Raw genomic sequence first — 22,177 nt, 5'->3', positions numbered from 1 at the left:
CCTACAGGGCCAGACGCTCGGCGACGACGTCGGCGAGGCCGTAGGCGACCACCTCGGCCTGGTCCTCGGTGGCCGCCTCGACCATGACCCGCACGAGCGGCTCGGTCCCCGAGGGGCGCAGGAGCACCCGGCCGGTCTCGCCGAGGCTGGCCTCGGCGGCCCGGACCGCCTCCGCGACGCCCTCGTCGGTCGCTGCGCGCGCCTTGTCGACGTCCTTGACGTTGACCAGGCGCTGCGGGAGCCGGGTGACGACGGCCGCGAGGTCGGCCAGGCTCCGGCCGGAGGAGACCACCCGGGAGGCGAGGAGGAGGGAGGTGAGGATGCCGTCGCCGGTGGTGGCGTGGTGGGAGTTGATGATGTGCCCGGACTGCTCCCCGCCCAGGGTGAAGCCGCCGGCGCGCATGGCCTCCAGGACGTACCGGTCCCCCACCCCGGTCTGGACGGTCTCGATCCCGGCCTCGCGCATGGCGAGGATGAGGCCGAGGTTGCTCATGACGGTGACCACGAGGGTGTCCCGGGCGAGGGTGCCGTCCTCCTTCATCGCGGTCGCGAGGAGGCCCATGATCTGGTCGCCGTCGATGAGCGCCCCGGTGTGGTCCACCGCCAGGCACCGGTCGGCGTCGCCGTCGTAGGCCACGCCGAACGCCGCCTGGGCCGCGACGGTGACGGCCTGGAGCTGCTCGGGGTGGGTCGAGCCGCAGTTGCGGTTGATGTTGCGCCCGTCCGGGGAGGCGTTGACGACGACGACGTCGGCGCCGGCCTCCCGCAGCGCCAGCGGCGCGACGTCGCTGGCGGCGCCGTTGGCGCAGTCCACGGCGATCCGCAGGCCCTTCAACGGCGCGGCGGCGGCGACGAGGTGGTCGATGTAGCTGCGGTCCGCCAGCGCGGTCTCGGTGGAGATCGAGCCGACGCCGTCGCCGGTGGGCCGGTCCCAGGCCTGGCCGAGCCTGGCCTCGATGGCGTCCTCGACGACGTCGTCGAGCTTGTACCCGCCGCGGGCGAAGAACTTGATGCCGTTGTCGGGCATCGCGTTGTGGGACGCCGAGACGACGACGCCGAGGTCGACGTCGGTGCTGGCGGTGAGGTGCGCCACCCCGGGGGTAGGCAGCACGCCGACGTCGGTGACGTCCACCCCGGCGCTGGCCAGCCCGGCGCCGAGCGCGGAGGAGAGGAACTCCCCGGAGATGCGGGTGTCCCGGCCGATGACCGCCCGGGGACGGCGCTCGGTGAAGTCGCCCGAGGCGGTCAGGACCTGCGCGGCGGCGGCGCCGAGGCCCAGCGCGAGCTCCGCGGTGACGTCGCGGTTGGCGAGCCCCCGTACGCCGTCGGTGCCGAAGAGCCGTGCCATGTGCTACCTCCGTGAGCGTTCGCTGGCGCGCACGCCCGGGCGCCGCGCCGCGGGCCGGGCGTGCGCCGGTACCGCGGACCATGGTGCCACGGGCGGGGGCCGCCCGGACGCGCCGCGGCCCCGCACCGTCGCCGGTGGGGGGCCGCGGGCCGGGCGCTGGGATCAGCGCTTGGAGTACTGCGGGGCCTTGCGGGCCTTCTTCAGACCGGCCTTCTTGCGCTCGACCGTGCGGTCGTCGCGCGTGAGGAAACCGGCCTTCTTCAGCGACGCGCGGTTGGAGTCGCGGTCGATCTCGTTCAGCGCGCGGGCGATGCCCATGCGCAGGGCGCCGGCCTGGCCGGAGATCCCGCCGCCGTGGATGCGGGCCACGACGTCGAACCGGCCCTCGATGTCCAGCAGCGTGAACGGCGAGCGGACGAGCTGCTGGTGCAGCTTGTTGGGGAAGTAGTCCTCGAGCGAGCGCCCGTTGATCTTCCACTCCCCGGTGCCCGGGATGAGGCGCACGCGGGCGACGGCCTCCTTGCGGCGCCCGAGCGCCTGGCCCGGCGCGGTCAGGGACTGGCCCTGCCCGGCCTGACCGGCCTCGCTCTCGGTGGTGTAGCTGGCGGGGACGTTCTCGTCCTCCAGCTCGTACTCGGCGGTGGTCTCAGCCACAGTTCTCCTCGGTCCTTGTCTCTGCGGTGCCGCGAGCGCTCACGCGCTTACTGGGCGACCTGGGTGATCTGGAAGGTCTGCGGCTGCTGCGCGGCGTGCGGGTGCTCCGCACCGGCGTAGACCTTCAGCTTGCCGATCTGGGCCCGGCCCAGGCTGTTCTTCGGGAGCATGCCGCGGACGGCCTTCTCCACGGCGCGGTCGGGCCGCTTCTCGAGCAGCTCGGCGTAGGTGGTGGCCCTCAGCCCGCCCGGGTAGCCGGAGTGGCGGTAGGCAAGCTTCTTCTCGCGCTTGCTCCCGGTCAGGGCGACCTTGTCAGCGTTGATGACGATGACGAAGTCGCCGTTGTCCACGTGCGGGGCGAAGGTCGGCTTGTGCTTCCCACGGAGCAGAGCGGCGACCTGGGTCGCCAGACGGCCGAGGACGACGTCGGTAGCGTCGATGACGTACCAGTTCTTCGTGACGTCGCCGGGCTTCGGTGTGTACGTGCGCACGGGCGTAGCCTTCGTTTCTTCAGCGTTCTCTCGATCGGGTGCGGCTATGGCGTGGCCGCGACCCATGGACATGGTGCTCGCTGCGCGCATCCGCGCCGCTGCCGGCGAGTGGGAGACACCGGAGAGCGCATGGGGATGCACAACGACGTCCCAGACTACCGCCCCGCGCCCGGGAGGGTCAAAACCACCGGGGCACGTGGCCACGGTGAGACGCGACACGTCGCGGGTTCCGGGCGCCGGGCGCCGGGCGCCGGGCTCAGCGCACCCGCACGCCGTCGTCGTCCCACACCGGCGTCGGGGTCTCCCGCACCGCCCCGTCGGCGCCGACGTGGAGGAAGCGGTCGAAGCCGCGGGTGAACCACCGGTCGTGGGTCACCGCGACCACGGTTCCCTCGAACGCCGCGAGCCCGGCCTCGAGCGCCTCGGCCGAGTGCAGGTCGAGGTTGTCGGTCGGTTCGTCCAGCAGCAGGAGGGTGGCTCCGGAGAGCTCGAGGAGCAGGATCTGGAACCGGGCGCCCTGGCCGCCCGAGAGCGTCTCGACCCGCTGCTCGGCCGCGCGGGCGAGCTCGTACCGGTCCAGGACGCGGGCGGCTTGCTCGCGCGCCATGCCCCCGCGGTCACCCTCGCCGCGGCCGAGCACCTCGAGGAGGGTCCGCCCCCGCAGGTCGGCGCGCACGTGGCCCTGGGCGAACCACCCCGGCCGCACCCGCGCACCCAGCCGGGCCACGCCGGTGTACGGGACCGGCTCGACCACCCGTCCGTCGGCGGGACCGTGCTCCGGGCCGGGGTCCGTGCCGCCTGCGGCGAGCAGGCGCAGCAGGTGGGACTTGCCCGTCCCGTTGGCCCCCAGGACCGCCAGCCGTTCGCCGTACCAGACCTCGAGGTCGAACGGCTCGGTGAGCCCGGCCAGGGCCAGGCCCTCGCACACCACGGCGCGCTTCCCGGTGCGTCCGCCCCGCAGCCGCATGGTCACGCGCTGCTCGCCCGCGACCACCTCGGGCGGACCGGCCTCCTCGAACCGGGCGAGCCGGGTCCGGGCGGCCTGGAGCCGGGAGGCCATGTCCGCGTTGTAGGCGGCCTTCTGCCTGTACATCACCACCAGCTCGCGGAGCTTGGCGTGCTCCTCGTCCCAGCGTCGGCGCAGCTCCTCCAGCCGGCTCATGCGCTCGGCGCGGGCGGCGGGGAAGGTCGCGAAGGAGCCGCCGTGGACCCAGAGCGCGGCCCCCGCCGGTCCCGGCTCCAGCGCGGCGACGTGGGTGGCGGTGCGGGCGAGGAGCTCGCGGTCGTGGCTGACGAAGAGCACCCCCTTGGCCGTGGCCCGCAGCTGCTCCTCCAGCCACCGCTTGGTGGGCACGTCGAGGGAGTTGTCCGGCTCGTCGAGGACCAGCAGCTCGGCGGGCCCGCGCAGCAGCGCGGTGAGCACGAGCCGCTTCGCCTCCCCGCCGGAGAGGGTGCTCACGGCGCGCCACTGGGCCCGGTCGAACGGCTGCGCGAGGACCTCGGCGGTGATCTCGTCCCACTCGGCCTCCGCGGCGTAGCCGCCCGCGTCGGCCCAGTCCACGAGCGCCTGGGCGTAGGCGAGCTGCGCGGGCTCGTCGTCGACCGTCATCATCGCCAGCTCGGCGTCCGCCAGGGCCCGGGCGGCGTCGCGCAGCCGCGGCGGCGCGTGCTCGGCCAGCAGGTCCCGCACCGTGCGTCCGTCGTCGGTGATGCCGACGAGCTGGCCCATGACCGCCAGCGAGCCGGACCGGGCGACGGTGCCGCGGTGCGCCGCCGTGGCGCCGGTGGCGATGCGCACGAGCGTCGTCTTGCCGGCGCCGTTGGGGCCCACGAGGGCCACCCGCTCACCTGCGCCGACCCGCAGGGAGACGTCGGCGAGGAGCCCGCGCCCGTCGGGCAGGTCGTAGCCGATGCCGGCGAGGTCGAGGTGGGCCACGGCCGAAGCATCCCTCCTGGGCCCGGCCGCGGTCCACGTCATATCCGGCGTCGCCGGCGTCCGCCGGCGCGCGCCGGGCGGCAAGAACCCCGGGCACGTGACCAAAGGTTGCTGTGCTCCGCCGCGACCGGTGGCACGCTGGAGGCATGAGCATCCCACTGGGCACCCCCGGGCGGGACCAGTTCCTCGACGACGAGTCCTGGCAGCCCGACAAGGAGGACGGCCTGCTGCAGACCGACAGCGAGGACGTCCTCGACGAGGGCCTCACCGCCCCCGTGGACGACCCGCTCGCCGGGCTCGACCTCAGTCCCCGCGGGCAGGTCGAGGGCGAGGCCCTGCGCGACCGGCTCGCCCGCGAGGAGCCCGACCGGTGGGCCGAGGACGGCGAGGAGGACCCGGCCGTCGAGGAGGAGGACGACCCCGACCTCGCCGACGACGAGGCCGACCGCCCGGTAGGGCGCCTGGTCGCCCTGCCGGACGACGACGACGACACCGACGAGCCGGGCGAGTGGCAGGACGTCCTCGCCGAGGACGCCGGCGCCGCCGACCTCACCGCCGAGGAGGCGGCCATGCACCTCGTCCGGGACGGCGACGGCGGCCTGACCGACGAGCCGGACCCGTGGGGACCGGTCTGGGACGAGCGCCGCTGAGCCTCGGCGTGCGCACCCCGCCGGGCCGGTGGCACGCTGGCGGCATGAGCACACCCAGCCTTCCCACCGGCAGCCCCGGTGACGACCAGTTCCTCTCCGACGAGTCCTGGCAGCCCGGCGAGGAGGACATGCTCCTCGACAGCCCCTCGGGCGACGTCCTCGACGAGGGGCTCACCGCCCCCGACGACGACCCGCTCGCGGGCCTGGACCTCACCGAGTCCGGCCAGCGCGAGGGCGAGGACCTCGACGACCGCCTCGCCCGCGAGGAGCCCGAGGTCTGGGAGGACCAGCCCGGGGCCGACGCCTCCCCGCTCGCGGGACCGGGGCTGAGCGGTGAGACGGCTCCCGACGGTGCCACCGACACCTCCGTGGGACGCCTCGTCGCCGAGCCCGACGACGACGGCCCCGAGGACCTGCCCGGTGAGACCCAGGACGTCCTCGCCGAGGACGTCGGTGTCGACGGCGCCCGCTTCATGCCCGAGGAGGCCGCCATGCACCTGGAGGACCAGGGCGCCGTCGACGAGGGCGGGACGATCGACCCCGACCGGCCGTGAGCCGCCGGGAGCGCTGATCGGCCCTCAGCCGGGCGGCGTCAGGCTGCGCACGTTCCGCGCCTGCGCCACCCGGGCCGCCAGCGCGGCGTCGGGCGGGTAGGCGACCTCCTCCAGCGTGAGGCCGTGCGCGGCGGCGACGGTGACGCCGGGGTCGCGGCGGCCGGCCGCGAGGACCTCGGCCGGCCAGCCCGCGTCGCGCCGTCCCTCCCCCACCGCCAGGCACGCCCCGACGAGGGCGCGCACCATCGAGTGGCAGAACGCGTCGGCACGTACGGTCGCGACGACGAGCCCGCCGTCCTCGTTCGGCCCACCGGGGGTGCCGCGGGGCTCACCGGTGCCCGGGCGCTCGCGGGGACCGTCGCTTCCGCCGACCCGGTGGAACCCGAACGCCTGGAGGGTGCGGATGGTCGTCGCTCCTTCCCGGGGCCGGCAGTACGCCGCGAAGTCGTGCTCGCCGACCAGCCGGCCGGCGGCGTCGTCCATCGCCACGGCGTCGAGCGGGCGGGGGTGCCAGAGCACCTCCGCCCGGTGCAGCGGGTCCCGGCCCGCCACCCCGTCGGCGATGCGGTAGGCGTAGCGCCGCCAGAGCGCACCGAAGCGGGCGTCGAACCCGGCCGGGGCCAGGCTCGCGCGGCGCACGACGACGTCGGCGGCGCCGCGCGGCGTCCCGCCGCGCCCGAGGACGCCCGCGAGGCGGGCCACGAGAGCCTCGCCCGGCGGACGGTCACCGCGGCCGGGCAGTGCGTGCCAGGCCGCCGGCGGGACGTCGACGTGGGCCACCTGCCCGCGGGCGTGCACCCCGGCGTCGGTGCGGCCGGCGACGGTGAGCCGCGCCGGGCGGTCCAGGCGCAGGACGGTCGTGAGGGCCTCCTCGAGCACGCCCTGGACGGTCCGCAGGCCCGGCTGGGTGGCCCAGCCGGCGAAGGCCGTGCCGTCGTAGGCGAGGTCGAGACGCACGCGGACGGCGCCCCGGTCCCCGACGGCCGGCTCCGCTGCGCCCCGCTGCCCGGCGGCCCGCCCGGCGGGCTCCGGGCCCGGCTCCCCTGCGTCGTCCACGGCCCGAGGTTACCGACCCGCGCGCGGCCCGCTAGCCTCCACGCAGGACCGTCGGAGGGAGCAGCGTGCGGGTGACGAGGCTGCACCCCGTCGAGCGGCTGGGCGCGGACGGCTCGCGGCGGCGCCGCGCCGACACGGTCGCCGGCGAGGAGCCGCTGGAGATCCGGGTGGGCGGCGCGCCGTACGCGGTGACGATGCGGACCCCCGGTGCGGACTTCGACCTGGTCGCGGGCTTCCTCGTCTCCGAGGGGGTGGTCGGGTGCCGGGACGATCTCGCCTCGATCGCCTACGGGCCCGGTGTGGACGCCGACGGCCGGGCGAGCTTCAACGTCGTCGACGTGACCCTGGCCGCCGGGGTCACGCCGCCCGACCCCTCCCTCGAGCGGCACGTGTACACCTCGAGCTCGTGCGGGATCTGCGGCACCTCCTCGATCGAGGCGGTCTCGCGCACGTCGCGGTTCGACGTCGCGGCCGACGGCCTGCGGGTCGGCCTCACCGAGCTGCTCGCCCTGCCCGACCGGCTGCGCGAGGGGCAGCGGGTCTTCGACCGCACCGGCGGCGTCCACGCGGCGGGCCTCTTCGTCCTGGGGTCCGACGGCGTCGCCCGGCTGGTCTGCCTGCGCGAGGACGTGGGCCGCCACAACGCCGTCGACAAGGTCCTCGGCTGGGCCCTGCGCGAGGGCCGGCTGCCCCTCGCCGGGCACCTGCTGCAGGTCTCCGGCCGCGCCTCCTTCGAGCTGGTGCAGAAGGCGTGCATGGCGGGCGTGCCGCTCCTGGCCGCCGTGAGCGCGCCGTCCACGCTGGCCGTCGAGCTCGCGGTGGAGGCCGGGCTGACCCTCGTGGCGTTCAGCCGCGGGGACAGTGCCAACGTCTACGCCCGCGGCGACCGGGTCGCGGCCTGAGCCAGGCGCCGCCGCTGCGGGACGACGGTGTAGCGCGGGTCGCGGGCCGAGGCGAGCCCCGCCTCGACGATGCCGAAGCGGGTGCACGCCGACCCGGCCAGGAGCGCCGCGCCCGCGAGCGCCGCGACGGGCCGGCGCCGGCCGGCGAGGAGGGTCAGGGCGGCGCCGGCCCCCGTGAGCAGCCTGGCGGCCCGCATGAGCCGACCGGCACGGCCGGCGTGGAGCGGCTCGGCGGTCATCCCCATGGAGCGCTCCATCCGGGCCTCGGCGAGCAGCTCGGCCAGGGCCCCGGCGGCCGCCAGCCGCCGGGCCGGTCCCGCCTGGGCCGCGGGGACGGCGAGCAGGGCGGCCCCGCCCGCGGCGGCCGCGGCGGAGGAGACGAAGACGAACGGGAGCTCACGGTAGGCCTCGTGCCAGGACGGTGTGGCGGTGTCCGAGAGCAGGACGGCCGTGTACGCGGCGACCGGCGGGGCCAGCAGGCCGGCGGCGAGCCCGGCCGGGCGGCCGACCGCTCCCAGGGGCCGGCCGACCCACCGGGGCACGCCCGCCAGGGCTGCGAGCTCGGCCACGGCGGCCAGCCCGGCAGGCGGGCCGTACAGGGCGAGGATCCACGTGCCCACGGACATCGGTGAGGTGAGCTTGACCGTGCGCATCATGTTGAGGAACCGGGACGGGCGGCCGAGGTCGTGCACGAGGGCCGCCGCGCTGAAGCCGAGCGCGGCCAGGGCGGTCACCCGGCCGCTGCGGCGCAGCGCGGGCCGGCCGGTGAGGTCCGCCCCGGCGGCGAGGAGGGAGGAACCGGCCGCGAGGCCGCCGGCGAACATGTAGGCGGGGATGTCCGCCTCCCAGGGCGCCGGCTTGACCACCGGCCGCCCGTAGTAGGAGGTGAACTCGGCGTCGGGGACCACGGCGGGCTCGCCGCCCCCGCGCGGGCTCACCGGCGCCCCAGGAAGGACAGCGCCGCCCCGGCGAGGAGGGCGAGAGCCGCGGCGGAGGCCCGGTTGAACATGTGGGGCAGGTCCTTGGTGGTCACCACCGGGTCCGGGGGCAGGCCGTAGACCTCGGGCTCGTCCAGGAGGAGGAAGAAGGCCCCCGTGCCGCCGACGCCGTCGCCGGGGTCGGCGCCGTAGAGCCGGGCCTCGTCCTGCCCGGCGGCCCGCAGCACGTCGAGGCGGGCCGCGGCGCGCTCGCGCAGCTCCTCGACGTCGCCGAACTGGATGGAGTCGGTGGGGCAGGCCTTGGCGCAGGCGGGCTGGGCGCCCGAGCGCAGCCGGTCGTAGCAGAGGGTGCACTTCTGGGCGATGCCGGCCAGGGGGTCCCCGGCCGGTCCGCGGCGCCGTTCGATGACGCCGTACGGGCAGGCCGGCACGCAGTAGCCGCAGCCGTTGCACACGTCGGGCTGGACGACGACGGTGCCGAACTCGGTGCGGAAGAGCGAGCCGGTCGGGCACACGTCCAGGCACGCCGCGTGGGTGCAGTGCTTGCACACGTCGGAGGACATGAGCCAGCGGAAGTCCGGGCGTTCCCCGGCCGGCGTGGTCGCGTGCGCATGACGCAGGTCGCTCCCGTCCGGTCCCGGGGTGGGCAGGTCACCCGCGGCCGGGGTGGGCAGGTCACCCGCGGCCGGGGCGGGCGGCTCGCTCGCGGCCGGGGCGGGCGGCCCGAGGCCGGGCATCCCGAGGTCCACGCTCGCCCGTCCGCCCTGCTCGACGAACGCGACGTGCCGCCAGGTGGTGGCCCCGAGGGCCCCGGTGTTGTCGTAGGAGGAGCCGAGCAGCTCGAAACCGTCGTCGGGCAGGAGGTTCCACTCCTTGCAGGCGACCTCGCAGGCCTTGCAGCCGATGCACACGCTGGTGTCGGTGAAGAAGCCCTTGCGCGGCGGCGGGTCCACCCAGCCGGCGTCGGCCGCCGGGTCGATGGGCCCGAACAGGGAGTGTCTACCGGCCATCGTCGCCTCCGTCGGTGTCGTCGTGCGGCGCGCCGGTCCCGCCCACCTCGTGGGACCGCGTCACCGCGGCCGGCGACGCGGTGACGATCGGCCGGTCGACGTCGGTGCGGGCGCGTCGGCGGTAGTCGTCCACGAGCTCGAGGAGGGCGCGCCCGCGGGGGCGCCGGCCTGCCCGGACGTCGCACGTGCCGGCCTTGGTCTCCTGGATGAGCACGTTGGGGTCCAGGGTGATGCCGAAGAGGTCGTTCGCGGCGTCCCCCGTCACCAGGCCCCCGCTGCCCCAGTGGTAGGGCAGCCAGACCTGGTGCACGGTCCTGCCCTCGATGCGCAGCGGGCGCAGCCGCTCGGTGACGAGCACCCTGCCCTCCACGGCGGCTCGGGCGGTGACCACGTGGCACCACCCCAGGTGCGTCAGGCCCCGCTCGGCGGCCAGCTGGGGCGAGACCTCGACGAACATCTCGGGCTGGAGCTCGGAGAGGTACTCCAGGAACCGGCTCATCCCCCCGGCGGTGTGGTGCTCGGTGAGCCGGCTCGTGGTGAACACGTACGGGAAGACGTCGTCGTCCGGCGGGTTCATCGGGTTGTCCGGGCGCCGGTACTGCACCCGCGTGGGGTTGGACTGCTGGCCGTACAGCGCGTTGCGGACGACGGACTCCACCGGCTCGTAGTGCGTGGGCAGGGGGCCGTCGACGAGTCCGGACGGGACGAAGAGGGCGCCCTTGCCGTCGCCCTGCATGATGAACGCGTCGTCCCCGGCGATGGCCTCGACACCGGTGGCGCCCGGCGGCGGGCGGTAGCCGGGGGGCTTGGTCGCCTCGAAGTCGGGCACGTCGTGCCCGGTCCACCTCCCGGCGTCGTCGTCCCACCACACGTACGCCTTGCGCTCGCTCCACGGCCGGCCCTGCGGGTCGGCGGAGGCGCGGTTGTACAGGATCCGGCGGTTCGCGGGCCAGGCCCAGCCCCACTCCGGCGCCACCCAGGACTGCTCGGAGCCGGGCCGACGGCGGGCGGCCTGGTTGACGCCGTCGGCGAGGACGCCGGTGTAGATCCAGCACCCGCCCACGGTCGTGCCGTCGTCGCGCAGCTCGGTGAACGTCGACAGGGGCCGGCCGGTGGCGACCTCGTACCCGTTCATCTCCCGGAGCACCGCCTCGGCGGACGGCTCATCGCCGTCGGTGGGGTAGTCCCAGGCCAGGTCGAGCACGGGTCGGTCGCGGTCCGCGGTGGAGCCCGCCAGCCGCTCGCGGACGAGTCGGCCGAGGTGGTAGAAGAACCACAGCTCGGAGCGCCGGTCCCCCTCCGGGTCGACCGCCTTCTCCCGCCACTGCAGCAGGCGCTGGGTCTGGGTGAAGGTGCCCTCCTTCTCCACGTGGGAGGCGGCGGGCATGAGGAAGACCTCGGTGCGGCACTGCTCGGGGACGATCTCCCCCGTCTCGACCTCCGGGGAGTCGCGCCAGAACGTCGCGCTCTCGATCTCGTAGAGGTCACGCACCACGAGCCAGTCGAGGTTGGCCATGCCCAGGCGCTGGGCCTTGCCGTGCGCGGAGCCGACGGCGGGGTTCTGCCCGAGCAGGAAGTAGCCCTTGACCTTGCCGTCGATCATGTCCAGGACGGTGCGGTAGGTCCCGTGGTCGCCCGTCAGGCGCGGCAGGTAGTCGTAGGCGAAGTCGTTCTCCGCGGTGGCGGCCGCGCCCCAGTACGCCTTGAGGAGACTGATCGAGTAGGCGCGGGACATGCTCCAGAAGCCCTTGGCGGTGGCGGGCCGCATCCCGCCCACCCAGGACTCCAGGTCGGGGTGGTCCTGCGCGCGCGGCATCGGCAGGTATCCCGGGAGGAGGTTGAACAGGGTGGGGATGTCGGTCGAGCCCTGGATGGAGGCGTGCCCGCGCAGCGCGAGGATGCCGCCGCCGGGCCGGCCCATGTTCCCCAGCAGCAGCTGGAGGATGGCGCCGGTGCGGATGTACTGCGCGCCCACGCTGTGCTGGGTCCACCCGACGCTGTAGACCAGCGCGGTGGTGCGCTCGCGGCCCGAGCTCGCCGCCCACGCGTTCGCGACGTCGAGGAACTGCTCGCGGGAGATGCCGCAGACCTCCTCGACGACCTCGGAGGTGTACCGGGCGAAGTGCCGCCGCAGGATCTGGTAGACGGTGCGCGGGTGCTGGAGGGTCTCGTCTCGCCGGACCTCGGCGGGGACCTGCATCCCGTGGGTCTCGTGCTCCATGGCACGGGCGGTGGCCCGGTCACGGGCCTCCTCGCCCTCCTCCTCGCCGGCCCCCTCGCTGCCGGCGTACTGCCAGCTCGCGGAGTCGTAGGTGCGGGTCTCCGGGTCGAACCCGGAGAACAGCCCGTCGAGGTCCTCGGTGTCGAGGTAGTCCTCGGAGACGATCGTCGCGGCGTTGGTGTAGGCCAGGACGTACTCGCGGAAGTCCAGCCCGTTGCTCAGCACGTGGTTGACGACGGCGCCGAGGAAGACGATGTCCGAGCCCACCCGGATGGGCACGTAGGTGTCGGCGAGCGCGCTCGTGCGCGTGAACCGGGGGTCGATGTGGATGACGCGCGCGCCGCGGGCCTTCGCCTCGACGACCCACTGGAAGCCCACCGGGTGGGCCTCGGCCATGTTCGAGCCCTGGATGACGATGCAGTCCGCGTTGACCAGGTCCTGCTGGAAGCCGGTGGCGCCGCCGCGACCGAAGCTGGTCCCCAGACCGGGGACCGTCGCGGAGTGTCAAATACGGGCCTGGTTCTCGATCTGCAGGGCGCCGAGCGCGGTGAACAGCTTCTTGATGAGGTAGTTCTCCTCGTTGTCCAGGGTCGCCCCGCCCAGGCTCGCGATCCCGAGGGTCCGGCGGACGTACCGGCCCTCCTCGTCGCGGTCCTGCCACGTCCGGCGTCGCGCGTCGACCACCCGGTCGGCGATCATGCCCATCGCGACGTCGAGGTCGAGGTCCTCCCACTGCGTGCCGTAGGGACGGCGGTAGCGGACCTTGGTCAGCCGCAGCGGCGAGGTGACGAGGTTCTTGCTGGCCGAGCCCTTGGGGCACAGCCGGCCGCGGGAGATGGGGCTGTCGGGGTCGCCCTCGATCTGCACGACCTTGTCGTCCTTGACGTAGACCCGCTGCCCGCACCCCACCGCGCAGTAGGGGCACACGCTGCGGGCGACGCGGTCGGCGGTCTCGGTGCGGGCGGTGAGGCGCTCCGTCCGGGCGGACCGGACGGCCGGGCCGCGGCCGAGCGGGTCGGTGCCGGTCAGCTGGCGCAGCACCGGCCAGGACAGGAACACCTTGCTGGTCTCCATCGGCCCGCCTCCTCCTGCCCTCACCGTAGCGAAGCGCTCGCCGCCGCGCGCCCTCTCAGCGCACCGTGATGGCGTGCTCGCCCGCCGCCACGAGCTCGCCCACGACCGGGTGGCCCGGGACCTCCCCGGCCACGAGGAGGCCCCCGGAGGTCTGCGCGTCGGCGAGGAGGAGCAGCTCGTCGTCGTCGACGCCCGACGTCAGGTACGGACGCACCCAGGTGAGGTTGCGCCGGGAGCCGCCCGGGACGAACCCCTCGGCCAGGGAGCGCCGCGCGCCGTCGAGGTAGGGCACGGCGGAGGCGTCGACGACGGCGGAGACCCCGCTGGCGCGCACGAGCTTGAGGAGGTGACCGAGCAGGCCGAACCCGGTGACGTCGGTCGCGCACCGGGCGCCCCCGGCCAGCGCGGCGCGGGCGGCGTCGCGGTTGAGGGTGGTCATGACCGACACCGCCTCGTCGAACCGCTCCCCCGTCGCCTTGTGGCGGTTGTTGAGCACCCCCAGGCCGAGCGGCTTGGTGAGGGTCAGCGGCGTGCCGGCGAGCCCGGCGTCGTTGCGCAGGAGGTGGTCGGCGTCGGCCATGCCGGTGACGGCCTGGCCGTACTTGGGCTCGGGGTCGTCGATGCTGTGCCCGCCGCCGAGGAAGGTGCCGGCGGCGGCGCACACGTCGGAGCCGCCCCGCAGGACCTCGGCGGCGACCTCGAGGGGGATCCTGCCGCGCGGCCAGGAGAGCAGGTTCACCGCCACCAGGGGCGTCCCGCCCATGGCGTAGACGTCCGAGAGCGCGTTCGTCGCGGCGATACGGCCCCAGTCGTACGGGTCGTCGACGACGGGGGTGAAGAAGTCGGCGGTGGCGATGATCGCCCGTCCGCCCTCGATGCGGACCACGGCGGCGTCGTCACCGTGCTCCGGTCCCACCATGAGCTCGGTCAGCCCGCCCTCCGGGCCGGCGGTGCCGCGGCGGCCCCCACCGGTGACGAGCCCGCCGAGGAGGGCCTCGAGCTCTCCCGGGGGCACCTTGCACGCGCACCCGCCCCCGGCGGCGTGCTGCGTCAGACGCAGCGGGGCTCCGGCGCTCACCTGTCGGACTCTAGGGACACCGGGGCCCGGTGTCCACGGCGCCGGGGCCTCCTGGGACTCCCGGGGCCGGTGTCCACGGCGCCGGCGGCGCCGGGCCCCGTTAGGGTGTGCCGCGGAGGCGTACCTCGTCTGGTGACGGGCGCGGTCCTCAAAACCGTAGTGACCGGGGATCCCGGTCAGGCGGGTTCGATTCCCGTCCGCCTCCGCCGGACGATGGAGGTGCGCGCGTGAGTGACCCCCGGCGCGCCGTGCCGCGCACCGACGCCGTGCTCGCCGACCCGCGCCTGGCCCGCGCCGCGGCGGAGCTCGGCCGCGCCACCGTCAAGGAGGCGGTGGCCGCGGCCCTGCAGCGGTGCCGGCGCGGCGACCTGGCCCCGGGTGACGTCGTCGACGCCGCCGTTGCCGCCCTGCCCGCGGCGGCCACGTCGCTGCGGCCGGTCATCAACGCGACCGGGGTCCTGGTCCACACCAACCTCGGCCGGGCGCCGCTGTCCGCCGCCGCGGTCCGGGCGCTGGCCGTCGCGGCCGGGCCCACCGACGTCGAGCTGGACCTGGCCACCGGCCGGCGGGGACCACGCGGCCGCGGCGCCCTCGCCGCGCTCGCCGCCGCGGTGCCCGACGCCGGCGGGGTGCACGTCGTCAACAACGGCGCCGCGGCCCTGGCCCTGGTCACCCTCGCCCTGGCGGCCGGGCGCACCGTGGTCGTGGCCCGCGGGGAGCTGGTCGAGATCGGCGACGGCTTCCGCATCCCCGAGCTGCTCGAGTCCGTCGGGGCGGAGCTCCGCGAGGTGGGCACCACCAACCGGGTGCGCACGCAGGACTACGCCGACGCCGTCGACGACCGGACCGCGTTCGTCCTCAAGGTCCACCCCTCCAACTTCGTCGTGTCGGGCTTCACCTCCTCGGTCGACGTGGCCGACCTCGCGGGCCTGCCCGTCCCGGTGGTGGCCGACATCGGGTCGGGTCTGCTGTCCCCCCACCCGCGGCTGCCGGCCGAGCCGGACGCCGCCACGGCCCTGCGCGCGGGCGCCGCCCTGGTCACGGCGTCGGGGGACAAGCTGCTCGGCGGCCCGCAGTGCGGCCTGCTCCTGGGCCGGGCCGACCTCGTCCACCGCCTGCGCCGGCACCCCTTCGCCCGGGCGGTGCGGGCCGACAAGCTCACCCTCGCCGCGCTGGAGGCGACCCTGACCGGCCCGCCGCCGCCGGTGGCGCTCGCCCTGGCCGGCGACGCGGACGCGCTGCTCGCCCGCGCCCGGGCGGTGGCCGCGGCCCTCGCCGGCGTCGTCGCGGCCACGGCGGCCCGCTCGGTCGCGGCCGTCGGCGGCGGGGGTGCGCCCGGGGTGGAGCTGGCCAGCGCGGCGGTGACGCTGCCCGCGGCGCTCGCCGGGCCGCTGCGCGCGGGGACGCGACCCGTCGTCGGGCACGTCGAGCGCGGCGTCCTGCTCCTGGACCTCCTCGCCGTCCCGCCGGAGGACGACGCCGCCCTCGTCGAGGCGGTGCGGGCGGCGGCCGGCGGCCGCTGATGCACGTCGTCGCCACCGCGGGTCACGTCGACCACGGCAAGTCCGCGCTCGTCCGGGCGCTGACCGGGACGGACCCGGACCGGCTCGCGGAGGAGCGGCGCCGCGGTCTGACCATCGAGCTCGGTCACGCGTGGACGACCCTGCCAGGGGCGGGGGAGGTCGCGTTCGTCGACGTGCCCGGCCACGAGCGGTTCCTCACGACGACGCTCGCCGGGGTCGGTCCCGTCCCGGCGGTGCTCCTCGTGGTGGCCGCCGACGACCCGTGGATGCCCCAGGCGGCCGAGCACCTCGCCGCCCTCGACGCCCTCGGCGTGCGCCACGGCGTCGTGGCGGTCACCCGCGCGGACCTGGCCGACCCGGCCCCGGCCCGTGACCGCGCCCTCGCGGCCCTGGCACGCACCGGCCTCGCGGGCGCACCCGCCGTGGCCGTGAGCTCGCGCACCGGCGCCGGTCTGGGTGCGCTGCGGGCAGCGCTCGCCGCGGTGCTCGCGGACCTGCCCGTGCCCGACGCCGGAGCCGACGTGCGGCTGTGGGTGGACCGTCGCTTCACGGTCGCGGGCGCGGGGACCGTGGTCACCGGCACCCTGCCGGCCGGCACGGTCCGGGTCGGGCAGACCCTCACCACCGGTGGGGACGTGAGCCTGCGCGTGCGTGCGGTGCAGTCGCTGGGCCGCGCCGTCGAGTCCGTCTCCGGCACCGCCCGCGTGGCGCTCAACCTCGCCGGGGCCCCGGCCCCGGGCCGCGGCGGGGTGCTCCTCACGCCGGGCGCGTTCCACCTCACCACGGTCGTCGACGTCCGCCTCACGGCCGCCGCGGGCACCCGCGAGCGCCCGCCCGAGCGTCCCGTCCTGCACGTGGGGGCGGCGGACCTCGCCGTCCACCACCGCCCCCTCAGCGCCGGCCTCGCCCGGCTCACCCTCGACCGCGCCCTGCCGCTGCGGGTCGGCGACCGGGCGGTCCTGCGCGACCCCGGCAGCCGCGAGCTGTGGGGCGTGGTGGTCCTCGACCCGGCCCCGCCCGCCCTCGTGCGGCGCGGCGACGCCGGCCGGCGGGCTGACGCCCTCGCCGCGGCGACCGGGCGACCCGACGCCGCGGCGGAGGTCCGGCGTCGCGGCCTGGTCGAGCGCGAGCTCCTGCGCCGCATCGGGGTGCCCGGCGAGGCGGGCGTCACCGCGGGCGGGTGGCTGCTGTCGGCCGACCGGGCGGCCGCGGCGGGCGCGGCGGCCAGGTCCGTGGTCGCCGAGCACGACCGCGCCCATCCGCTCGACCCGGGGGTGCCGCTGCCGGCACTCGCCGAGCGGCTCGGGCTGCCCTCGGAGGTGGCCCGCGCCGTGCTCGGGCCGCCGCTCGTCCTCGGCGCCGGCCGGGTCACCCTCGGCGCGGGCCTGCCCCCCGCCGTCGCGGAGGCTGTCGGCCGGGTCCGGGAGGACCTGCGGGCCGAGCCGTTCGCGGCCCCCACCGCCGACCGGCTGAAAGAGCTCGGCCTCGACGACCGGGCCCTCGCCGCGGCCGCCCGCGCCGGCCTCCTCCTGCGCCCCGCGCCGGGGCTCGTCCTGCTCCCCGACGCGGCGGCCGCCGCTGCGGGCCGGCTGGCGGCCCTGCCCCAGCCCTTCACCGCGGCGCAGGCCCGGGCGGCGCTGGGCACCACCCGCCGCGTCGCGCTCCCCCTGCTCGAGCACCTGGACCGGCTCGGCGTCACCCGGCGGCTGCCCGACGACCGGCGCGAGGTCCGCTCCGGTACGGTCACCTCGTGGAGCCCTCTCTGACCACCCTGGCGGTGGACTGCGGCGGCGGTGGCATCAAGGCCTCCGTGCTGGACGCCGCGGGGACCATGCACGCCCAGCCCGTCCGGGCGAGCACGCCGTACCCGCTGCCGCCCTCGCGCCTGGTCTCGGTCATCTCCTCCCTCGCCGAGCAGCTGCCGGCCGCCGACCGGGTGACCGTGGGGATGCCCGGGATGCTGCGCCACGGTGTCGTGGTGGCGACGCCGCACTACGTCACCAAGGCGGGGCCGCGCACGCGGGTGCTGCCCGAGCTCGTCCTCCACTGGTCCGGCTTCGACATGCGCTCGGCCGTGGAGGATGCCCTCGGGCTGCCGGCGCTCGTCCTCAACGACGCCGAGGTCCACGGCGCGGGGGTCGTGGCCGGGGCCGGTCTGGAGATGATCCTCACGCTGGGCACCGGGCTGGGGAACGCCGTCTTCGACGGCGGCGCGCTGGCCCCGCACGTCGAGCTCAGCCAGGGCCCGGTCAAGTGGGGCCTGACCTACGACGACTACATCGGCGAGCACGAGCGCCTGCGCCTGGGCGACGCGATGTGGTCGCGGCGGGTCCGCAACGTCATCGAGGCGCTCCGCCCGATGTACCTGTGGGACCGGCTCTACGTCGGCGGGGGCAACTCCCGGCGCATCTCCGCCGCCGTCCTGGGCCGGCTCGGTGACGACGTCGTCGTCGTGCCCAACAGCGCCGGCATCGTCGGCGGGGTGCGCGCGTGGGAGCTGCAGCTCCCGCGGGCCGGCGCCCCCCGGCCCCTCGAGGGCTAGCGCACGGCCCGGGCGTCGGCGACGGCGGCGGCCTCGAGGAGCACCCGGGTGAACGGCACCGGGTCGGTGAGGGCGACCAGGTGCGTGGCGCCGGGGACGTGCACGAGCCGGCCGTCGCGGCACGCGCGCAGGTAGCGCCGCTCGTGGAGCCGGAAGTGGTCGAGGCGGCCGTTGACGATCCACACCGGTGCGGTGATCGCGGCGAGCTCGGCGAGCGGGTCCAGCCCGGCGACGCCGGCCAGGGCGGCGTCCATGACCTCCAGGGCCATCCCGCCCGCGCCGACGTCCGTCACGGCCTCCGGCGGCAGGAACCGTCGGGCGAGCGCGTCGCCGAGGCCCGCCCCGCGGTCCGGCAGCCGGGCCACGAGACGGGCCAGGGCCCGGTACCCCGTGAGGCCCGGCCCGCGCGGCACGGTGCTGCACGACGCCGCGACGACCGCGTCCGGGGGCCGCGCCCCCGTCGCGGCCCAGTGGATCGCGAGGTAGCCCCCGAGGGACAGGCCCGCCACCACGAGCGGGCCGGGGACCTGCGCCGCGGCGGTGAGGGTCGCCATCGCGCCGGCGACGGTGAACTCCTCCCCCCGGCGGGTGCCGTGCCCGGGCAGGTCGGGGGCCAGCGCCTGCACCCCGGCCGCCTCGAGGGCGCCCACCTGACGCCGCCACATCGTCGCGGACGTGCGGATGCCGTGGACGAGGAGGACGGTCGTCATCGTCCCAGCCTGCCACGCACGAAAGCGGCGCCTGCCACGCACGAAGGCCCGGCCCCCGAGGGGACCGGACCTTCGTCGGTGGTGCGTCGTGCGTCAGGCGCGCGGGTCGACCGAACCCTCGGCCGCGCCGGCCTGGGCGTCGGTGGCCTCGTCCGTGGACTGGACGGCCGCGGTCTCGGCGTCGGCCTGCTGGGCCTCGACGGTGGTCGAGCCCTCGACGCCCTCGGTGGCGGAGCCCTGCTCGCCCGGGGCCTCGGCCTCGACGGCGGCCGCGGTGGTCTCCTCGACCTCGGCGGTCTCGGGAGCCGGGGCGGCGGCCGCGCGGGCGGTGGCCTTCTCGGCCTCGCGGACCGTGGCCTGCTTGGGGCTGACGGGCTCGAGGACGAGCTCGATCACGGCCATGGGGGCGTTGTCGCCCTTGCGGGGCGCCACCTGCGTGATGCGGGTGTAGCCGCCGTTGCGCTCGGCGAACTTCGGGGCGGTCTGCTCGAAGAGCTCGGCCACGATGTCCTTGCGGCGCACGGTGGTCATGACCTTGCGGCGGGCGTGGAGGTCACCGCGCTTGGCCAGCGTGATGAGCTTCTCCGCCACGGGCTGCAGCCGCTTGGCCCGGTGCGCCGTGGTCGTGATCTTCGTGTGCTCGAACAGCGCGGTGGCCAGGTTGGCCAGCATGAGCCGCTCGTGCGCCGCGCTGCCACCCAGACGGGGACCCTTGGAGGGGGTAGGCATGTCTAACTCCTAGTGATGGTGTCGGGTGAGCAGGTCAGCTGGGCTGCTCGTCGCTGAACTGGATGTCGCCGTAGACGTCGTCGTCCTCGTCCTCGTCGCCCGCGTGGGCGGCCAGGTCGAAGTCGGCGGGGCTGTCCTTGAGGGTCAGGCCCAGTCCGGTGAGCTTCTCCTTGATCTCGCCGATCGACTTCGCGCCGAAGTTGCGGATGTCGAGGAGGTCGGCCTCGCTGCGGGCCACGAGCTCACCCACGGTGTGGATGCCCTCACGCTTGAGGCAGTTGTAGGACCGGGACAGCAGCCCGAGGTCCTCGATCGGCAGGGCGAGGTCCTGGGCGAGCGCGGCGTCCGTCGGCGACGGGCCGATCTCGATGCCCTCGGCCTCGACGTTGAGCTCACGGGCCAGGCCGAAGAGCTCGACGAGGGTCTTGCCCGCCGAGGCGAGCGCGTCGCGCGGGGCGATCGCGTTCTTCGTCTCGACGTCGACGACGAGCTTGTCGAAGTCCGTGCGCTGCTCGACGCGGGTGGCCTCGACCTTGTAGGTCACCTTCAGCACCGGGGAGTAGATCGAGTCCACCGGGATGCGCCCGATCTCGGAGTCGGCGCTCTTGTTCTGCACGGCGGAGACGTAGCCGCGCCCGCGCTCGACGGTCAGCTCGATCTCGAGCTTGCCCTTGCCGTTGATCGTGGCGACGTGCAGGTCGGGGTTGTGGACCTCGACGCCGGCCGGCGGGGTGATGTCACCGGCGGTGACGACGCCCGGGCCCTGCTTGCGCAGGTACATCACCACGGGCTCGTCGTTCTCCGAGGAGACGACGATGTTCTTGATGTTGAGGATGATCTCGGTGACGTCCTCCTTGACCCCCGGCACGGTGGAGAACTCGTGCAGGACGCCGTCGATCCGGATCGACGTCACGGCGGCACCGGGGATGGAGGAGAGCAGGGTGCGGCGCAGGGAGTTGCCGAGGGTGTAGCCGAAGCCCGGCTCGAGCGGCTCGATGACGAAGCGCGAGCGGTAGTCGGAGACGACCTCTTCGGTCAGGGCGGGGCGCTGTGCGATGAGCACTGGTGGGTTTCCTTTCGATCGGCGTCCGCTATATGACGCCTGAGGACCGGCCTGGTCCGGCCGGCGGTCGTGCCGTTGCGTGCAGAGGCGGGGTGCGCGCGCCGAGGGGCGTGCGCACCCCGCGGGGTCGCGTCAGACGCGGCGGCGCTTGGGCGGGCGGCAGCCGTTGTGCGCCTGCGGGGTGACGTCCTGGATCGAGCCGACCTCGAGGCCGGTGGCCTGGAGGGAGCGGATCGCGGTCTCGCGGCCGGAGCCGGGTCCCTTGACGAAGACGTCGACCTTCTTCATCCCGTGCTCCTGCGCGCGGCGGGCCGCGGCCTCGGCGGCGAGCTGGGCGGCGAAGGGCGTCGACTTGCGCGAGCCCTTGAAGCCGACCTGGCCCGACGACGCCCAGGCGATGACGGCGCCGGTCGGGTCGGTGATGGAGACGATCGTGTTGTTGAACGTGCTCTTGATGTAGGCGTGGCCGTGGGAGACGTTCTTGCGCTCCTTGCGGCGCGGCTTGCGGGCCGCGGTCGCCGTACGGGTCTTGGGGGGCATGAGGTGCTTTCTCTCCTGGGGTGAGGTCGTCGGACCGGTCCGCGGGCGCCGGTGGGCGCCGGACGCGGACGGCTGCTACTTCTTGCCGGCCTTCTTCTTGCCGGCGACGGTGCGCTTGGGGCCCTTGCGGGTGCGCGCGTTGGTCTTGGTGCGCTGCCCGTGCACGGGCAGACCACGACGGTGGCGCAGGCCCTGGTAGCAGCCGATCTCCACCTTGCGGCGGATGTCCGCGGCGACCTCGCGGCGGAGGTCACCCTCGACCTTGAAGTTGCCCTCGATGTGGTCACGGAGAGCGACGAGGTCGGTGTCGGTCAGGTCCTTGACGCGCAGGTCAGGGCTGATCCCGGTGGCCTCGAGGGTCTCCTTGGCGCGGGTCCTGCCCACGCCGTAGATGTAGGTGAGCGCGATCTCGAGCCGCTTCTCGCGGGGGAGGTCGACGCCGGAGAGACGTGCCAACTTTGACTCCTGTTGTGGGTCGGAGGTCTGCCTCACCACCCTCGCCGCTGCTGCGGGCCCCGGCCTCCGAGCCGGGGGTGGCACCCGTGGGTGCTGGTGGTGCGGTTGCCGGGAGGACCCCGGCGGTCAGGGACTCAGCCCTGGCGCTGCTTGTGACGCAGGTTCTCGCAGATGACCATGACGCGGCCGTGGCGACGGATGACCTTGCACTTGTCGCAGATCGGCTTGACGCTGGGCTTGACCTTCATGATTCTTCCTCCGCCGCCGCGCATGCCGGGGCCCCGCAGGGGCCGTCACGGCGGCGATGTGCTCGTGGTGGTTACTTGTAGCGGTAGACGATGCGACCCCGGGTGAGGTCGTACGGGCTCAGCTCCACGACGACCCGGTCCTCGGGGAGGATCCGGATGTAGTGCTGGCGCATCTTGCCCGAGATGTGCGCGAGCACCTTGTGCCCGTTGCTCAGCTCCACCCGGAACATCGCATTCGGCAGTGCCTCGACGACACTGCCCTCGATCTCGATGACGCCGTCCTTCTTCGCCATGAACTCCCGCTAACGTTGGTGTGCTCGAAAGGTGGCCGTGGCGACCCGCACGCACGCGTGCAGGGCGAGCCCACGCCCAGCGGACAATCCTACGGCATCGCCGGCGCCGGCGGAACCGCGGCCCGGGTGAGGCGGACCACCCCGGCGAGCAGGCTGTGTGG

Annotated in this window: 22 protein-coding genes and 1 tRNA gene; 7 read left to right on the top strand and 16 right to left on the bottom strand. The window is 75.4% G+C overall.

Features of this window, described 5'->3' with window-relative positions:
* Position 1: 1 nt before the first annotated feature.
* The 4 genes from glmM to AAEM63_RS03705 all read right to left on the bottom strand — a co-directional run bounded on the left by glmM (position 2) and on the right by AAEM63_RS03705 (position 4,429).
* Positions 2–1,348 carry a phosphoglucosamine mutase gene (glmM, locus tag AAEM63_RS03720; RefSeq protein ID WP_341360313.1) on the bottom strand — a complete coding sequence of 449 codons (1,347 nt, stop codon included), beginning with the start codon at positions 1,346–1,348 and terminating at the stop codon, positions 2–4.
* A 162-nt stretch (positions 1,349–1,510) separates the two neighbouring features.
* Positions 1,511–2,002, bottom strand: a complete 492-nt coding sequence (gene rpsI, locus AAEM63_RS03715) for a 30S ribosomal protein S9 (protein WP_123917161.1) — start codon at positions 2,000–2,002, stop codon at positions 1,511–1,513.
* Positions 2,003–2,049: 47 nt separating this feature from the next.
* Entirely contained in the window at positions 2,050–2,493 is a 444-nt protein-coding gene (rplM, locus tag AAEM63_RS03710; RefSeq protein ID WP_341360312.1) for a 50S ribosomal protein L13, read from the bottom strand.
* A 256-nt stretch (positions 2,494–2,749) separates the two neighbouring features.
* Positions 2,750–4,429 (bottom strand): ATP-binding cassette domain-containing protein, encoded by a 1,680-nt coding sequence (locus AAEM63_RS03705; protein ID WP_341360311.1) that lies wholly within the window; start codon positions 4,427–4,429, stop codon positions 2,750–2,752.
* Between the two features lie 146 nt (positions 4,430–4,575).
* Here AAEM63_RS03705 and AAEM63_RS03700 point away from each other — a divergent pair, with 146 nt between their 5' ends.
* A complete protein-coding gene (locus tag AAEM63_RS03700) occupies positions 4,576–5,079 on the top strand; it encodes a DUF5709 domain-containing protein (protein ID WP_341360310.1) in 504 nt (167 codons plus the stop codon).
* Between the two features lie 44 nt (positions 5,080–5,123).
* A complete protein-coding gene (locus AAEM63_RS03695; protein WP_341360309.1) occupies positions 5,124–5,633 on the top strand; it encodes a DUF5709 domain-containing protein in 510 nt (169 codons plus the stop codon).
* 24 nt (positions 5,634–5,657) lie between these two features.
* On the opposite strand, the gene AAEM63_RS03690 is transcribed toward AAEM63_RS03695, so the two are convergent.
* Positions 5,658–6,590 (bottom strand): tRNA pseudouridine synthase A, encoded by a 933-nt coding sequence (locus tag AAEM63_RS03690; protein WP_341361298.1) that lies wholly within the window; start codon positions 6,588–6,590, stop codon positions 5,658–5,660.
* Positions 6,591–6,754: 164 nt separating this feature from the next.
* Here AAEM63_RS03690 and fdhD point away from each other — a divergent pair, with 164 nt between their 5' ends.
* On the top strand, positions 6,755–7,591 hold the full coding sequence (gene fdhD, locus AAEM63_RS03685) for a formate dehydrogenase accessory sulfurtransferase FdhD (protein ID WP_341360308.1): 837 nt from the start codon (positions 6,755–6,757) through the stop codon (positions 7,589–7,591).
* Here fdhD and nrfD read toward each other — a convergent pair.
* The 4 genes from nrfD to selD are packed head-to-tail and all read right to left on the bottom strand — an operon-like array spanning position 7,561 to position 13,912.
* The gene (nrfD, locus tag AAEM63_RS03680) at positions 7,561–8,529 is read right to left on the bottom strand and encodes an NrfD/PsrC family molybdoenzyme membrane anchor subunit (protein ID WP_341360307.1); all 969 of its coding nucleotides are present in this window, start codon (positions 8,527–8,529) and stop codon (positions 7,561–7,563) included. The genes fdhD and nrfD overlap by 31 nt on opposite strands.
* Entirely contained in the window at positions 8,526–9,539 is a 1,014-nt protein-coding gene (locus AAEM63_RS03675) for a 4Fe-4S dicluster domain-containing protein (RefSeq protein WP_341360306.1), read from the bottom strand. Before AAEM63_RS03675 ends, nrfD begins: the two co-directional genes overlap by 4 nt.
* Positions 9,529–12,834: a formate dehydrogenase gene (gene fdh, locus AAEM63_RS03670; RefSeq protein WP_341360305.1), complete on the bottom strand. Its 3,306-nt coding sequence runs from the start codon at positions 12,832–12,834 to the stop codon at positions 9,529–9,531. Before fdh ends, AAEM63_RS03675 begins: the two co-directional genes overlap by 11 nt.
* Before the next feature lie 55 nt (positions 12,835–12,889).
* A complete protein-coding gene (selD, locus tag AAEM63_RS03665) occupies positions 12,890–13,912 on the bottom strand; it encodes a selenide, water dikinase SelD (protein WP_341360304.1) in 1,023 nt (340 codons plus the stop codon).
* Positions 13,913–14,026: 114 nt separating this feature from the next.
* Between selD and AAEM63_RS03660 the strand changes: the two genes are divergently transcribed.
* The 4 genes from AAEM63_RS03660 to AAEM63_RS03645 all read left to right on the top strand — a co-directional run bounded on the left by AAEM63_RS03660 (position 14,027) and on the right by AAEM63_RS03645 (position 17,977).
* A tRNA-Sec gene (locus tag AAEM63_RS03660) sits at positions 14,027–14,118 on the top strand.
* A gap of 21 nt (positions 14,119–14,139) precedes the next feature.
* The gene (gene selA / locus AAEM63_RS03655; RefSeq protein ID WP_341360303.1) at positions 14,140–15,435 is read left to right on the top strand and encodes an L-seryl-tRNA(Sec) selenium transferase; all 1,296 of its coding nucleotides are present in this window, start codon (positions 14,140–14,142) and stop codon (positions 15,433–15,435) included.
* On the top strand, positions 15,435–17,201 hold the full coding sequence (locus AAEM63_RS03650; RefSeq protein ID WP_341360302.1) for a SelB C-terminal domain-containing protein: 1,767 nt from the start codon (positions 15,435–15,437) through the stop codon (positions 17,199–17,201). Before selA ends, AAEM63_RS03650 begins: the two co-directional genes overlap by 1 nt.
* Positions 17,186–17,977, top strand: a complete 792-nt coding sequence (locus tag AAEM63_RS03645) for an ROK family protein (RefSeq protein WP_341360301.1) — start codon at positions 17,186–17,188, stop codon at positions 17,975–17,977. The genes AAEM63_RS03650 and AAEM63_RS03645 overlap by 16 nt, the downstream gene beginning before the upstream one ends.
* On the opposite strand, the gene AAEM63_RS03640 is transcribed toward AAEM63_RS03645, so the two are convergent.
* The 7 genes from AAEM63_RS03640 to infA form a co-directional block, all read right to left on the bottom strand.
* The gene (locus AAEM63_RS03640) at positions 17,974–18,687 is read right to left on the bottom strand and encodes an alpha/beta hydrolase (protein ID WP_341360300.1); all 714 of its coding nucleotides are present in this window, start codon (positions 18,685–18,687) and stop codon (positions 17,974–17,976) included. The two genes, AAEM63_RS03645 and AAEM63_RS03640, sit on opposite strands and share 4 nt — an antisense overlap.
* Positions 18,688–18,780: 93 nt before the next feature.
* Positions 18,781–19,416: a 50S ribosomal protein L17 gene (gene rplQ / locus AAEM63_RS03635; RefSeq protein ID WP_341360299.1), complete on the bottom strand. Its 636-nt coding sequence runs from the start codon at positions 19,414–19,416 to the stop codon at positions 18,781–18,783.
* Positions 19,417–19,450: 34 nt separating this feature from the next.
* Positions 19,451–20,479 (bottom strand): DNA-directed RNA polymerase subunit alpha, encoded by a 1,029-nt coding sequence (locus AAEM63_RS03630; RefSeq protein WP_123917131.1) that lies wholly within the window; start codon positions 20,477–20,479, stop codon positions 19,451–19,453.
* A gap of 132 nt (positions 20,480–20,611) precedes the next feature.
* Positions 20,612–21,019: a 30S ribosomal protein S11 gene (rpsK, locus tag AAEM63_RS03625; protein ID WP_123917129.1), complete on the bottom strand. Its 408-nt coding sequence runs from the start codon at positions 21,017–21,019 to the stop codon at positions 20,612–20,614.
* Between the two features lie 75 nt (positions 21,020–21,094).
* A complete protein-coding gene (gene rpsM, locus AAEM63_RS03620) occupies positions 21,095–21,475 on the bottom strand; it encodes a 30S ribosomal protein S13 (protein WP_123917127.1) in 381 nt (126 codons plus the stop codon).
* 134 nt (positions 21,476–21,609) lie between these two features.
* Positions 21,610–21,723, bottom strand: a complete 114-nt coding sequence (gene rpmJ / locus AAEM63_RS03615) for a 50S ribosomal protein L36 (protein WP_015883600.1) — start codon at positions 21,721–21,723, stop codon at positions 21,610–21,612.
* A gap of 71 nt (positions 21,724–21,794) precedes the next feature.
* On the bottom strand, positions 21,795–22,016 hold the full coding sequence (infA, locus tag AAEM63_RS03610) for a translation initiation factor IF-1 (RefSeq protein ID WP_043501486.1): 222 nt from the start codon (positions 22,014–22,016) through the stop codon (positions 21,795–21,797).
* Positions 22,017–22,177 lie beyond the last annotated feature (161 nt).

The organism is Georgenia sp. M64 (assembly GCF_038049925.1).
Classification (GTDB): Bacteria; Actinomycetota; Actinomycetes; order Actinomycetales; family Actinomycetaceae; genus Georgenia.
The sequence above is the reverse complement of the archived record's forward strand: the minus strand, read 5'-3'. Positions and strand labels throughout refer to the sequence as shown.